The following is a 12,555-nucleotide window of genomic DNA, read 5'->3' on the forward strand; positions in this document are numbered from 1 at the left end:
AGGAAAACCATCCCCTGTTCGGCAACCTGGTGCCACGCGATGTGGCGTCGCGCGAGATCTACGACGTCTGCATCAACCAGGGACTGGGGGTCGGCGGCGAGCAAATGGTTTATCTCGACCTCACCCATCATACCGAGGACTACCTCAACGAGCGGCTGGGCGGCATTCTGGAAATTTACGAAAAGTTCACCGGTGACGACCCGCACAAGGTACCGATGAAAATCTTTCCTGCCGTGCATTACTCGATGGGCGGCATCTGGACGGATTACGAAAGCGAGACACATGGTCTCATCGACCACCAGTCGCCGCGCAACCAGATGACCAACATCCGCGGGCTCTACGCAGCGGGGGAGGCGGATTACCAGTTTCACGGCGCCAACCGTCTGGGTGCCAACTCCCTCCTGAGTTGCATCTATACGGGACTCATGATGGGTCCGGGCATGATCCAGTACAGCAAAAACCTCGACATGCACCACGAGGACGTGTCGTCGCAGGTATTCGAAGACGCGCGCAAACAATGGGAATCGCGTTTTCAAGACATCAAACGCATGAACGGCAAGGAAAACCCGCATATTTTGCAAAAGGAACTGGGCGATATCCTGATGAAAAATGTGCTGATTGTCCGCGAGAACTCCAAGCTGGAAAAGGCATTGACCCTGATTCATGATATCCAAACGCGGTTTCGGGACGTGAAATGCCTGGATACGACGCACTGGTCCAACCCGGCTCCGAGCTTCATCAACCAGCTGCACTGCATGATCCACCTGGCAAAGATCATCACCATCGGGGCCCTCCGGCGTAACGAATTCCGGGGGGCGCATTATAAGCCGGAATTCGACCTGGCACAGCCTGACAACTTTGACCCGCACGAATACGTTGATTACCTGGAAAAAAGCCAGTACGGCGAGGTCGACGAAACCGAGTTCCGCCCCGGACATCTGGAATACATGAAACGTTTTGAGGCCAACAACAAAGAGTGGCTGAAAACCACCCTCGCAGAGTGCAAGGACGGGGAGCCCGCGATCCATTACGAAGACGTGGACACGTCGCAGATCACACCGCGTCCCCGCAAATACGAATGAGGCCGCAGACCATGAGCGAAAAGAAAACAGTACGACTGAAAATCAAGCGGCAGGACACCCCGGATTCCAAACCGTACTGGCAGGAATTTGAAGTGCCTGACCGGGAAAACGCCAATGTGATCTCCTGCCTGATGGACATCCAGAAGAACCCCGTCACTGCCAACAGCCAAACCGTGACGCCCGTGGTTTGGGAGTGCAACTGCCTGGAAGAAGTGTGCGGTTCGTGCACCATGAACATCAACGGACGCGTGCGTCAATCCTGCACAGCGCTGGTGCACCAGCTCGAACAGCCAATCGTGCTGGAGCCGATGAAAAAGTTCCCGGTGGTTCGCGACCTGGCGGTGGACCGCACCCGCATGTTCGACAACCTGAAAAAAGTCCACGCGTGGATCACCATCGACGGCAGTCACGACATCGGCGAAGGTCCGGTGATTTCCGAAAAACAGCGCAACTCCGCCTATTCCCTGGCCGAGTGCATGACCTGCGGCTGTTGCCTGGAAGCCTGCCCGCAATTCGCGCTGGACAACGACTTTCTGGGGGCCTCCACCTTCAGCCAGGTGCGGCTGTTCAACATGCACCCCACCGGAGCCATGGAAAAAGAGGAACGGCTGGAAGCGGTGATGGGAAAAGGCGGCATCGCCGACTGCGGCAACGCGCAGGTTTGCGTGGAAGTCTGCCCCAAGAACATCCCATTGACCGAAAGCATCGCTGAAATCGGCCGCCAGACCACCTGGCAGATGGTCAAAAACCTCATTTTCAAGTGACTCCGCAGGTATGGGAAAAACCGTTTTTTATTCCCATACCGCCTGCATTCTGTTATGATTTTGAACTTAAACTGTTAACGAAAAACCCACTTCCGGGTATTCACTCCACATTTCCAGAATAAGGACGGACGATGAAAGTATCCCTCGCAAGTGCGCTCGGCACCTGTTTCGGCGTCAAGGACGCCATCAATCTGGCGATGGAACCTCAGTTCAAATCCGACCTCACCATCGTGGGTCAGCTGGTCCACAACCGTCAGGTGAATGAATCGTTGAAACGCAACGGTGTCGATCTGGTCAACGGCATCGATGATCTCGATAAAATCAAAACCAAAAAAGTCATGATCACCGCCCACGGCGCCGCCGAAAAGATGAAAGAGGCGCTGGTGGAAGCCGGTCACATTGTTTACGACGCCAGTTGCCCGCTCGTCATGCGCGTGCACAAAACCGTCAAGAGCATGGTTGAGCAGAATTACTTCCCCGTCGTCATCGGGCAGGAAGAACACGTGGAAGTGAAGGGCATCGTCGGCGATCTCGACGACTACATCGTCATCAACAACGAGGAAGACCTCGAAAAACTGCGTGCCGCGCCCACCAAGCGGTTCGGCATCGTCAGCCAGACCACCCAGCAGATGGAAAAGGTGGAAAACCTGGTGCGTAAAATCCGCGAGATGGACTGCGTGGAAGACGTCGCCTTCGTCAACACCATCTGCCAGCCAACCCGCGACCGGCAGATTGCGGTGCGCGACCTGGCGGACCAGGTGGATCTGATGATCGTCATCGGAGGTTACAATTCCTCCAACACCAAGAAACTGGTTCAGGTGTGCGACGAGAAAGATGTCGAAGCGCATCACATTGAAGCCGCCACCCAGTTGGACCGGAGCTGGTTCACCAATAAAAAACACGTGGGAATCACCGCCGGAACCAGCACCCCGGAATACGTGATCAACGAAGTCCACACTGCCATTTTGAAAATCGCGCAGGAAATGGAAGAAATGTCACAGGCCACACACCAGGCCTCTTGACTTCATTCCGGAGGGTCACCCCACATGACGGGTCCCGTACTTTGGATACACAATGCAGGATTGGGAATATTGCAGACAGATGTTGCCGAAGGTCAGCCGTACCTTCGCTCTCAATATCACCGTTCTCAAGGATGACCTGCACCGCAGTATCCTGACCGCCTACCTGTTCTGCCGCATCGTCGATACCGTGGAAGACGCAGCGGAGCTCGATCCCAAAATCAAAATCCGCCTCCTGCAGGAGTTCTCGCACATCATTGAGGACCCCGACCACCGTGCCCGGAACCTGGATCGCTGGGTGGAGGATTGCCGCGCCGTGGACGGCTCGGAAAACGATCTTGACCTGCTGATCAACACACCGCGCGTGTTCAACGTGTTCGACTCTCTACCCGTGAACCATCAGGAACAGATCGTTCCCTCAGTCTCGCGCATGGCACGGGGCATGGCCTACTTTCAGCAGAAGTTCTCATTCAACGAAATCACCCTGCTTGAAGACGAGCACGAGCTGGAAGAATACTGCTACTTTGTTGCCGGGTTGGTGGGCGAAATGCTGTGCAACCTGTTCTTCCAGGAGATCCCGAACCTGTCGCCAAAATCCAGGGAGACGATGCAGCGTACTGCGGTTTCCTTTGGACTGGGATTGCAGATGACGAATATCTCAAAGGACATTATTGTGGATCGTGGCCGCGGCTGGTCGTACATCCCGCGTTCATATATCATCGGGCAGGGGCTGACGGTAGAGGAGTTCAACGCCGGCACCTCCATCAATCAGAATCTCGAAGTGATGGAACGCCTTCTACACAAAACCCTGGGCCACCTGGAGGATGCCCTGCGTTTCACTCTGGCCATTCCGCGATACCAGACGCGTATCCGGCTGTTCTGCATCTGGCCGTTATGGATGGCTATGGAGACCGTTGCTGTTCTCCACAACAACCAGTCGTTGCTCAACTCCGATGATCCGGTTAAAATCTCGCGGTCCACGGTACGCCGTATTCTGCGACGCACGCGTTTGTTGTGTTACTCGGACCTTCTTCTGAAGTGGGCCTTTGGAGACATTAAAAAACGGGCGCAGCTGAAAAACCCGCCACGTTTCGATCTCGATGCCCTCAATGACCGGCTTAATAGAATTTCCCTGGATTCCCTCGGAAACGAAACTGCACTTTCGCACTGAGACCATGAGCGATAAAGAACGATTCATCGATAACGGCGACGGCACCATCAAGGACACCCTTCACGACCTGCTGTGGACAAAGGAAGACTCATGGCAGGCCGAACAGAAATGGCTGACCTGGGACGAGGCGCTGGAATACTGCAAAAAGCTGACGACCAACAAATTTGCAGGTTACGACGAATGGCGGCTTCCGGAGGTCGAGGAGTGCAAATCGCTCTTTGAACCCGATCCGTTGAACCGCGACAAGTACGACCATGAAATCCACCTGAACCCTGTGTTTCCCGCCGGGCCCCTGCCCTACATGTGGACCACGGAGGGAATCGGGCAGGACGGGTACCTGGTGGACCTGAGAAACGGCGAGACCCGCCTGCTCTATAAAAGCAAAAGCGGACGGATGGCGACCCGGCCCGTCCGTGGCAAACCGTTCAGCGACCGCAAGCCCAATCCCTGAACGCAGGCACAAACCCTTAACCCGGCCCGGCATCTGGTTTTGAGACACGGGCGGCTGGAAAGCCATGACATCATGACTAAAAACCAACTGTACACGCTTGCGGGCAGTATCTGGGGCCTGGTGGGCCTGTTTTTGCTGGTACGCGGCATCGGCATGTACTTCCTTGCCATCGAAACCCAGGGCTCGTCCCAGAACGCGGTGGTCATCTCGCTCGGCGTGGGGCTTTTGATCGGCGCGGTGAAAGGCAAATTCGTGCTCACCAAAACCGCGCGGCGCAACAAGAACCGTATTGACAACCTCACACCTCCGCTCAAGTTCCATCATGTTTACGCAAAACCGTTTTATATCTTTATTGCGGCCATGATGGGCGTCGGCTTCATGCTCCGCGCGTTGAACGAACACCTGGGGGGATATGTGGTGGTGGCGGCAATCTACTGCGGCGTCGGCATGGCCCTCATGGTCTCCAGCCTCGTTTACTGGAAAGCCGGTCCGGACAAACCGGCGATTGAGAACAGTCCCTGATCAAGTCACACGGAGCGGTTTCGAATTCATGAAAAATTTCTTTCTAACGCTTCATATGGTTTCCATGTGCCTGGTGGTGGGCACACTGTTTCTGCAATCCCTCACCGTGGTGTTCCGCCTGAGACTCAAGTCCGCGGAGGAACGGGACGGCTTGCGCAAAACCCAGAAGCGCATTCACAAATTCATCTACTACCCCATCCTCGGTGTCACCATCCTGTCCGGCATTTACCTTGCCGTCACCACCGGCGTGTTCAACGAATCGAAGTGGATTTATCCCAAGCTGGGGCTTTTGCTGGTGCTCATCGCGCTGGGGTTCCAGAACGGTGTTCAAATCAATAAAGACACGTTGCCGAAGAAATACGCTATGATGGTGCATATTGCGATTTTCCTCATTGGCGGCGGTATGATCTATTTCGCCACTGTCAAACCGTTCTGATTTGCGTGAGGCGTCATGGACATTCTGTTCACCATTCTGGCCAGCGTGCTGTTGCTCGTCGGTTTCCTTGTCATCTGCCGCTCCAGCGACGATGACGAGGAGGACGAGACGGAAGACGAATTGACGCACGACCCCGCCCGCCGCGACAAGACGGAAAACTCCTGAGCGGAACCGCACCATGAGCACCTCCGCCCAACGCCGTCGTTTTCTTTCCCTTTCAGGACGTGCCGCCGAATGCATTCAATGTCCCCGGCTGGCGTCCGAGCAGGCTATCCTGAGCGACCGCAACGGCAGTCTCGACGCCGAAGTGGTGTTCGTGGCGGAAGCCCCCGGTCGATTCGGCGCAGCCCGCACCGGCATCCCTTTTTCCGGCGACCAGTCGGGAAAAAACTTCGAGATCCTGCTCGCCCACATCGGCCTCACCCGCGACGACGTTTTCGTCACCAACGCCGTCCTGTGCAATCCTCTGGAAAACGGGAACAACCGTCGACCCACAACCAAAGAAATCGACACCTGCTCCGGATTCCTGGAGGAAACGCTGGAAATCATCCAGCCGAGCGTGGTGGTGACTCTGGGCACCGTGGGGTTGGAAGCCATCAACCGCCTGACAGGTATGCGGTTCAAGCTGGGCGAGGTGCTCGCCAAACCGCAGAAACTGGCGACATTCACGCTGCTGGCCCTGTACCATCCCAGTCCCCGGGTGGTCAACTGGCGCCGGCCTCTTTTTCGGCAGAAACGGGATTTCAGCCGGATCCGCCGCCTGCTGGAAAAGCCCGCCTGAATTCCAAAAATTCGTCCCAACCGGGCGCACACGGGTCTTGACCCGGCCCCACCACGATTTTATGTATGAGATATGGAAGGCAATGGAGCCTTTCAAAAAGGAGGCCCTATGTTCCAACGTACCCATCAACCCAAGGATCTGTTCACTGAAGGCTACAATTCATTACAGTGGTCGGTGTTGATTTTTGGTGTCGCTTTGATTACGCTTGCGGTTCTGATCTTCCTCTATCCGGCCCTGCTCGGATTCCTGTTCGCCACGCTGATCCTGATTGTCGGCGCCGCAGCTCTGATCGGTGGATACCGCCTGTACCGCTTCAAGAAACACATCGAGAAAGTGGAAAAGGAAGGCGAACCCTTCGCCGCCACCATCAAGACGGAAGGTCCCCATTACCGCTACCGCAGTTTCACCATGATCGTGAGGTAACATGCGAACCGTCTCCGTAAAGGGACTGGACATACCGTGGAGCGTGATCACATTCGGATGCTGGCAGATCGCACCCAGCGGCGGCTGGGGCGATTACGCCACGCCGGAGGAGGCGGACGCCTCTGTGAAAGCCGCGCTGGACGGAGGCATCACCGCTTTCGACACCGCCGAAGGTTACGGCGACGGCGAGTCCGAACGGCGCCTCGGCAAGGCCCTCGGCAGCAAAAAGAACGACGTTCTCATCATTTCCAAAATCTGGCCGGATGCGGACCTCACCCGTCCCGCCTATGAGGAGCGGCTGGACGGCACCCTGAAGGCGCTCGACAGGGATTATGTCGATGTGTACCTCGTCCACTGGCCGGGAACGTTTTTCAACTCGCCGGAAAAATCACGCAAGCTGTGCGAAATCATGCAGGCACTCAAAGACAGCGGCAAAGCCCGCACCGTGGGGCTGTCCAATTTCGATTCCACCGACCTGCAACTTCTTGGTGACCGTGCCGGCACGTTTACGATCAACCAGATTCCCTACAATTTGTTGCAACGCGAATACGAGGGTCGGACGCTGGATGCCTGCAAGCAGAACAAGATCGGGTACATGATTTATTCCCCCACCGCACGGGGACTTTTGGCGGGACGCACCGATGCTGCCGCGCGCAAGGCACCCACACGCCGGGAATATTACCTGTACCAGGAACCGTATTTTTCGAATTCCAAACCCGTTCGGGAAGAAGTGGAAGCCATCGCCCAGGAGTTGAACACCGCACCGGTGAATGTCAGCCTGGCCTGGGTGCTGGCACAGGACAACGTGGTGACGGCGGTGGTCGGTTCCAAAAAATCCGAGCAGATCAGGGAGTTCGCCCAGGCGGGCGACCTCATATTATCGCCGGGCCACATGCAACGGCTGATGGAAGCGAGCGGCCGCTTTCATGCCGCCAGTAAAATCGCCTGAAATCACCTGTCGGACGCCATATCATCCAACGGGAGAAAGCCTCTAACACCATGACTGAAGACTGGGACGACCCGCCTGAAAGCGAGGGCATCACCCGGGGGCCGGAAGAAGCCCTGGAACGTGAAATCGCCCGGTCGAAAGCGCTTAAAGTGGAGCGCCTGCAGTTGCGTGACCAGGTGGCCACCCTGCAGAAAGAGGTGGAGCAACTGACCGCGGAAAACCGGAGCCTGCAGGACACACTGGCCCAAACCGGCACGGCCATCAGAAACCCAGCTGCCCCGGACCCGAAGGCTCGAACCCCGCGCCCAATGGTGCCCCGAAGCTGGGCATGGTCTCTCCTCATATTCAACCTGCTGGCCTTGGGGATTCTGTTGATCTTTCTCCTTGGACGCTGATCCGCCGCTTCATCCTGTGGCTGGAAGCAAGAAAATCCGTTCGGGCGCATTTAAATCGGCCCATTTTTCCCAAAATTTTCCAAATTTGATGAATCCCTAACCCCGATTTTCCATCTTACTTCTAAAATGTCTGTCCGTCCTCATTCGGCCCAGAGCTTGATTCTCAAAAATCCGAATTTCATAAACCAGCAATTTAAAGGCATATATAAAGGAGGCACATTTTATGTGGGTAGCTGAATTTTTTCACGTCGTGTTCGGGATTTTCTGGATTGGCCTGCTTTGGTTTTTCAATATCATTCAGGTTTCCAGCATGCCCCAATTGACGGAACAGGGAGCTGCCAAACCTTATACCCAGGTCGTCCTGCCGAAAGCCCTCTGGTGGTTTCGTCATATGGCTTGGCTGACCGTCGTGTCGGGAATCATTTACTACGGCGTCGGCCGTGGCCAGGTGGAAGGTATTCCCAGCATGACGATTCACATCGGTATGGTTTTGGGTATCATCATGATGATCAACGTCTGGGCATTCATCTGGCCCAATCAGAAAAAGATCATCGCGGGCGAACTGGAAGGCGATGCGCTGGCCAAAGCGAAAAAGACAGCTTTTGTGGCAAGCCGCACCAATGCCATCCTGTCCATCCCCATGCTGATGTGCATGATCGTGGCCAACCACGGAAGTTGGACATTCTAAGCACCAAAAAAGCGGAATTAAAGAAGCGGCCGGGTTCGTTGAGAACCCGGCCGCTTTTTTGTTTAAATTTCATTCCCGATTCCGGTAAGCGCCGCGAAAATGCCTGACACCCGGACCTCCCGCAACCCAGAAATCCGTTTTCTCTCTGGCCAATAAACCTTTATAATTAAAGGCATGGCCAATACCCCCAAGAAATACAATTCCCCCCAAAAAGGGGCCAAAGGCAGGTCTCCGGCCGGTTCCGGAAACGCTTCGAAACCCAAGCCTCCCTCTTCCGGGAAAATACGACCGTCAAACAAGCCAAAAAGAAAATCGCCTCGGGCAAGGAGAATGATCCGCCTGGTCAAAAGGGTCATGTGGGGTTTCGCCGCAATGGTATTCCTGGGCGTTCTGGTTCTCGCCGGGCTAGCCTATTTCGTGGATGTAAAATCCCTGAAAGGGTCTCTCACCCAGACCCTTACCGAAGCCACCGGTATGAATGTGAAAATCGAAGGGCTTGCCTACGATTTTCACGACGGGTTCGGGCTGAAAGCCGACGGCGTGAGTGTTGAGTCCATGGACGGAAAGGATAAATTCGTTTCCGCCAAAACCCTTTTCGTTCATGTTTACCTCATGCCCCTGCTTGCGGGAAAAGTGGAGGTGAAGACCATCGATCTCATTCAGCCCGTGGTCACCATCTATCTCAATCAGGTCGTGGAGGAAGACAAACCCGAAGAGGCCAAAACCGAAAAAAAGACGATGATACGGTAGTCAATTCCATCCGCGGCACCTTCCGCAATTTTCACCTGGCGATCGACAACATCGGCGTCGAAAAGGGACGCATCTACTGGATCAAGCGCAAGGGCGGCAAAGCCATCGACCAGCAGATGATGCGCATGTCCGGAGTCATCCAGATTTCCCGACCCAGCAATCAAAAACTGGACCTGACGCTGACCGATCTCGATGTTTACATGGACAAACTGCATTTGTTTGGCGACCTCGCCATCCATGAAGTGCTGGCGCCCAAGGCCGAACTCGATGTGCATCTGGAACTGAACCGGTTTCATCTTGAGGACCTGAAATCCATCAATTTTTTCATTCCTGTCGACCCCTCAAAAATTCTGGAGGAATATAATCCACAGGGAAATTTTGAATTGCTTCAGGCAGAGATGCAGGTACCTCTGGACGCTCTGGAGGACGGGGACAAATTCACGAAGCAGTCGGTGATTCAGGCACATCTGGTGGGAAACAAAGTCTCTGTTAGTGCCGCCGGGCGAATTTATCCATTCGATCACATGGACAGCCACGTTATCTGGCGAGAGGGCAACCTGAACCATCACCTCGACCTGGACATGGGTGGGGGTCGGATCGAGCATTCCGGAGACCTGCGCTTTCTGGAAAACAACCCGGATCCGGTATTGAACACCACCACCCAAGTGACACAACTGGAATTCAACCAGTTGGGCATTCCGGAGGTCTCCCAATGGGCGAATGGTTTGGTGACCGGGTCATTCGAGTTGCGCGGACCCGCGACACTGGAGGGATTGACCCTCCAGGCTTCTCTTTCCGGTGACGAGTTGCTTTTGACCCCCGCCGACCTGCAAATCCCGGTCGGACGCTGGCAGGCCAACGCGGAAATGAAAAACCGCAAACTCCACAACACACTCAAGGCCACCGCCTTCGGCGGGGAAGTCTTGTATGAAGGAGACCTCACCTTCCCCGCAAAAGAGAACGAAAGCATGATTCTCGACTCCACCGTCTCCGTGAACCGCGTGGATGTGGTACGACTGCCTATTCCCAAATCAGCAGGTATAGACAAAGGCGTGCTTACCGGAAAACTGAAGGCAAAGGGTCCGGTGAACAACCCGGACAAGCTGAAGTACCAGACCAGCCTGGTTGCCGATAACGTGCTCATCAAAATCCAGGCCCTCGACAATATGCTCCTGCCCGTTTCCCGGCTGGATGCCGACGCCACAATGAACGGTCGCAACATCAAAAGCAAAATCAAAGCGGCGGTGTTGAACGGGGAACTGACCCAGAATGGAAAGATCATTCTCCCCAAACCGGATAGCAAGAAATCCGTGACCCGGCTCGACTCCGATTTCAAATTCAACAAACTCGATCTTTCGCAGGTGAAGTGGCCCCCGGAGTGGGGTCTGGTCAAAACAGTATTGTCGGGCAACATGAAGGCACGGGGCCCGGTCGAAATCGACCGCATCCGGCTCAACGGCACCCTTCAGGGGGAGAAGATGGTGCTCTCTCTGAATAAACACAACTTTTCCATTCAGGATGCGGTGTTTCGGGTGAACTCCAGACCGCCAAAATTCCCGGTTTCAATCGGGTTCAAATTGACCAAAGTGAACGCCAAGGGGTACCCTTTCAAGCGCATCACCGGCGAAGTGACTCTGCCGAAAAACAGGATTGTTCTCAGCCAGTCTGCGTTCGTGCCACGCAACGGCACCATGGGCATCAAGGGTGTTTACAACACGGCGAAGGACAAATACGATTTTTCTTTCGGCGGCAAGGGCCTTTCCATTGAGGATTATGAAAAGAAGCACCTGAAAGGCATCGTCAAGTTTACCGGCAATCTGAAGGGGCATGTCCCCAAAAAAGGTCCGGCAACCAGGGGCATGAACGGCGACCTCAAACTGCTGGTCACGGAAGGAAGCCTCAAGGAACTGGGTGCGGTGAAAGCCATTCTCACCATCCTCAATCCCACCGCTCTGCAAAAGCTGAGTGACAAGGGACTGCTGTTCGACCGCATGGGCGGAACATTTGAAATCAAAAAAAGGCGTCGTGCACACTCCGCTGATGGGACTGGAAGGCCAGTACCTGAAGGTGTACCTGGAAGGCACCGCCGATCTCAATACGGAGAAGTTCGACATGAACGGCAAGGCCCTGCCGATGGGGGATCTGGACAAAGTCTTACAGGGGGTGCCCCTTCTGGGTCGGTTCGTGGCGGGAAGCAAAACCGACGAAGGGCTGGTGGAAACCTACTTCAAGCTGGAAGGCCCCTTCAACGACCCCCACGTGGACATGGAGGCCGCCAAGTCGATTCTCGCCAAGCCCAAGCGCATCTTCGAAGCGCTGGGGGACCTTCTCACCGGTGGCGCATTCACCGGGAAATAAAAAAGCCTCCCGTCGGGGAGGCCCGTTTTTTTCCGACTCCTCCTAAAAGGTCAGACGGACTTGACCACGAGTTCGCGGTCCAACTGCTGTTTGATGAGCTTTTCGATGTGCTGGAGGGTGCCGGTCATCGATGACGGGCAGTTCTCGCAGGCGCCCTGGTAGTGGATGAGCACCTCCTTGCCCTCTAGACCCTGCAGGTCCACACCGCCGCCGTCCTGTGCCAGCTGACTGCGGATGGAGCGGTTCAGCACCATCTCAATGGCTTCCAGCTTCTTTTCGTGCGGCAGGCTGTTGAAATCGGACACATCCACGTGCGTCGTCTTGCCTGCTTCCTCGCTGGGGTACACGTCCACCAGTTCGTCGATGATGTTCCAGACCTGGGTCTTCAGCGGATTCCACCCGGCCGTGTCCTGCTTGGTGACGGTGACGAAGTTTTTCATGATGTACACGTTCTTCACCGCCGAATTCTTGAACAGGGCCTGACCCAGCTTGTCGTCACCGCAGTCTTGGGGCGTGGAATACGATTTGTTGCCGGTCTCCAGAATCTGTGCGTTCAGCACGAACTGCAGGGCGTTGGGGTTGGGGGTCTCGCGGGTGCGGATCACTTTGAGCGCCCGGTTGTTCACGGGGGTCCTTGGGCGGTCGCCGGGGGTCTGCCCTCCGGTTTTCTTCTCAGTCTGTCTTGCTATGACCTCGCTCAACTTCATAACGCTACCCCTTTCAACTGGATCGGTCGATTCCGCCCATCATACAACCCTGACCGGGG

The 12,555-nt window shown here is 55.4% G+C and carries 17 protein-coding genes; 15 read left to right on the forward strand and 2 right to left on the reverse strand.

Annotated elements, in window-relative coordinates; genetic code table 11:
- From TX82_RS16910 to TX82_RS13720, 13 genes are all read left to right on the forward strand, one after another.
- Nucleotides 1-1,082, forward strand: a 1,082-nt coding sequence (locus TX82_RS16910; RefSeq protein ID WP_042251336.1) for an FAD-binding protein, incomplete at its 5' end; no start/stop codon positions are given.
- 11 nt (nt 1,083-1,093) lie between these two features.
- Nucleotides 1,094-1,846 carry a succinate dehydrogenase iron-sulfur subunit gene (sdhB, locus tag TX82_RS13670; protein ID WP_042251338.1) on the forward strand — a complete coding sequence of 251 codons (753 nt, stop codon included), beginning with the start codon at nt 1,094-1,096 and terminating at the stop codon, nt 1,844-1,846.
- Between the two features lie 131 nt (nt 1,847-1,977).
- Entirely contained in the window at nt 1,978-2,868 is an 891-nt protein-coding gene (gene ispH / locus TX82_RS13675; RefSeq protein ID WP_005005551.1) for a 4-hydroxy-3-methylbut-2-enyl diphosphate reductase, read from the forward strand.
- A gap of 52 nt (nt 2,869-2,920) precedes the next feature.
- Nucleotides 2,921-4,036 (forward strand): squalene/phytoene synthase family protein, encoded by a 1,116-nt coding sequence (locus tag TX82_RS13680; protein ID WP_005005553.1) that lies wholly within the window; start codon nt 2,921-2,923, stop codon nt 4,034-4,036.
- A gap of 4 nt (nt 4,037-4,040) precedes the next feature.
- A complete protein-coding gene (locus TX82_RS13685; RefSeq protein WP_042251342.1) occupies nt 4,041-4,487 on the forward strand; it encodes an Lcl C-terminal domain-containing protein in 447 nt (148 codons plus the stop codon).
- 72 nt (nt 4,488-4,559) lie between these two features.
- A complete protein-coding gene (locus tag TX82_RS13690) occupies nt 4,560-5,009 on the forward strand; it encodes a hypothetical protein (protein ID WP_005005557.1) in 450 nt (149 codons plus the stop codon).
- Between the two features lie 28 nt (nt 5,010-5,037).
- Nucleotides 5,038-5,445: a SirB2 family protein gene (locus TX82_RS13695; protein WP_005005563.1), complete on the forward strand. Its 408-nt coding sequence runs from the start codon at nt 5,038-5,040 to the stop codon at nt 5,443-5,445.
- 15 nt (nt 5,446-5,460) lie between these two features.
- Complete coding sequence (locus tag TX82_RS16415) at nt 5,461-5,610, forward strand: hypothetical protein (RefSeq protein ID WP_005005565.1); 150 nt, start codon at nt 5,461-5,463, stop codon at nt 5,608-5,610.
- Between the two features lie 13 nt (nt 5,611-5,623).
- Nucleotides 5,624-6,226 carry a uracil-DNA glycosylase gene (locus tag TX82_RS13700; protein WP_005005567.1) on the forward strand — a complete coding sequence of 201 codons (603 nt, stop codon included), beginning with the start codon at nt 5,624-5,626 and terminating at the stop codon, nt 6,224-6,226.
- A gap of 108 nt (nt 6,227-6,334) precedes the next feature.
- A complete protein-coding gene (locus tag TX82_RS13705) occupies nt 6,335-6,649 on the forward strand; it encodes a hypothetical protein (RefSeq protein WP_005005568.1) in 315 nt (104 codons plus the stop codon).
- Nucleotide 6,650: 1 nt separating this feature from the next.
- Nucleotides 6,651-7,598: an aldo/keto reductase gene (locus TX82_RS13710; protein WP_005005569.1), complete on the forward strand. Its 948-nt coding sequence runs from the start codon at nt 6,651-6,653 to the stop codon at nt 7,596-7,598.
- A gap of 50 nt (nt 7,599-7,648) precedes the next feature.
- Nucleotides 7,649-7,993 carry a hypothetical protein gene (locus TX82_RS13715; RefSeq protein WP_005005571.1) on the forward strand — a complete coding sequence of 115 codons (345 nt, stop codon included), beginning with the start codon at nt 7,649-7,651 and terminating at the stop codon, nt 7,991-7,993.
- A gap of 223 nt (nt 7,994-8,216) precedes the next feature.
- Nucleotides 8,217-8,681, forward strand: a complete 465-nt coding sequence (locus TX82_RS13720; RefSeq protein ID WP_005005572.1) for a urate hydroxylase PuuD — start codon at nt 8,217-8,219, stop codon at nt 8,679-8,681.
- A 62-nt stretch (nt 8,682-8,743) separates the two neighbouring features.
- Here the strand turns inward: TX82_RS13720 and TX82_RS16420 are convergent, their stop codons facing one another.
- A complete protein-coding gene (locus TX82_RS16420; RefSeq protein WP_187291975.1) occupies nt 8,744-9,037 on the reverse strand; it encodes a hypothetical protein in 294 nt (97 codons plus the stop codon).
- Between TX82_RS16420 and TX82_RS13730 the strand changes: the two genes are divergently transcribed.
- Nucleotides 9,036-9,431 (forward strand): AsmA family protein, encoded by a 396-nt coding sequence (locus tag TX82_RS13730; protein ID WP_187291976.1) that lies wholly within the window; start codon nt 9,036-9,038, stop codon nt 9,429-9,431. The two genes, TX82_RS16420 and TX82_RS13730, sit on opposite strands and share 2 nt — an antisense overlap.
- Nucleotides 9,432-9,556: 125 nt before the next feature.
- Nucleotides 9,557-11,923 carry an AsmA-like C-terminal region-containing protein gene (locus TX82_RS17275; RefSeq protein ID WP_244875042.1) on the forward strand — a complete coding sequence of 789 codons (2,367 nt, stop codon included), beginning with the start codon at nt 9,557-9,559 and terminating at the stop codon, nt 11,921-11,923.
- Here TX82_RS17275 and TX82_RS13740 read toward each other — a convergent pair.
- Complete coding sequence (locus tag TX82_RS13740) at nt 11,840-12,496, reverse strand: NifU family protein (RefSeq protein WP_005005581.1); 657 nt, start codon at nt 12,494-12,496, stop codon at nt 11,840-11,842. The two genes, TX82_RS17275 and TX82_RS13740, sit on opposite strands and share 84 nt — an antisense overlap.
- Between the last annotated feature and the right edge of the window lie 59 nt (nt 12,497-12,555).

Source organism: Nitrospina gracilis 3/211 (assembly GCF_000341545.2).
Taxonomy (GTDB): Bacteria; Nitrospinota; Nitrospinia; order Nitrospinales; family Nitrospinaceae; genus Nitrospina; species Nitrospina gracilis.

Bases quoted from the DNA above. Each gene is read 5' to 3' on its own strand.
- TX82_RS13715 (WP_005005571.1), top strand. From the start codon at position 7,649: ATGACTGAAGACTGGGACGACCCGCCTGAAAGCGAGGGCATCACCCGG.
- TX82_RS13685 (WP_042251342.1), top strand. From the start codon at position 4,041: ATGAGCGATAAAGAACGATTCATCGATAACGGCGACGGCACCATCAAG.
- TX82_RS13690 (WP_005005557.1), top strand. From the start codon at position 4,560: ATGACTAAAAACCAACTGTACACGCTTGCGGGCAGTATCTGGGGCCTG.
- TX82_RS13705 (WP_005005568.1), top strand. From the start codon at position 6,335: ATGTTCCAACGTACCCATCAACCCAAGGATCTGTTCACTGAAGGCTAC.
- TX82_RS13730 (WP_187291976.1), top strand. From the start codon at position 9,036: ATGTGGGGTTTCGCCGCAATGGTATTCCTGGGCGTTCTGGTTCTCGCC.
- TX82_RS16420 (WP_187291975.1), bottom strand. From the start codon at position 9,037: ATGACCCTTTTGACCAGGCGGATCATTCTCCTTGCCCGAGGCGATTTT.
- TX82_RS13700 (WP_005005567.1), top strand. From the start codon at position 5,624: ATGAGCACCTCCGCCCAACGCCGTCGTTTTCTTTCCCTTTCAGGACGT.
- TX82_RS13720 (WP_005005572.1), top strand. From the start codon at position 8,217: ATGTGGGTAGCTGAATTTTTTCACGTCGTGTTCGGGATTTTCTGGATT.
- TX82_RS13695 (WP_005005563.1), top strand. From the start codon at position 5,038: ATGAAAAATTTCTTTCTAACGCTTCATATGGTTTCCATGTGCCTGGTG.
- TX82_RS13680 (WP_005005553.1), top strand. From the start codon at position 2,921: ATGCAGGATTGGGAATATTGCAGACAGATGTTGCCGAAGGTCAGCCGT.
- TX82_RS16415 (WP_005005565.1), top strand. From the start codon at position 5,461: ATGGACATTCTGTTCACCATTCTGGCCAGCGTGCTGTTGCTCGTCGGT.
- ispH (WP_005005551.1), top strand. From the start codon at position 1,978: ATGAAAGTATCCCTCGCAAGTGCGCTCGGCACCTGTTTCGGCGTCAAG.
- TX82_RS17275 (WP_244875042.1), top strand. From the start codon at position 9,557: ATGTCCGGAGTCATCCAGATTTCCCGACCCAGCAATCAAAAACTGGAC.
- TX82_RS13740 (WP_005005581.1), bottom strand. From the start codon at position 12,496: ATGAAGTTGAGCGAGGTCATAGCAAGACAGACTGAGAAGAAAACCGGA.
- sdhB (WP_042251338.1), top strand. From the start codon at position 1,094: ATGAGCGAAAAGAAAACAGTACGACTGAAAATCAAGCGGCAGGACACC.
- TX82_RS13710 (WP_005005569.1), top strand. From the start codon at position 6,651: ATGCGAACCGTCTCCGTAAAGGGACTGGACATACCGTGGAGCGTGATC.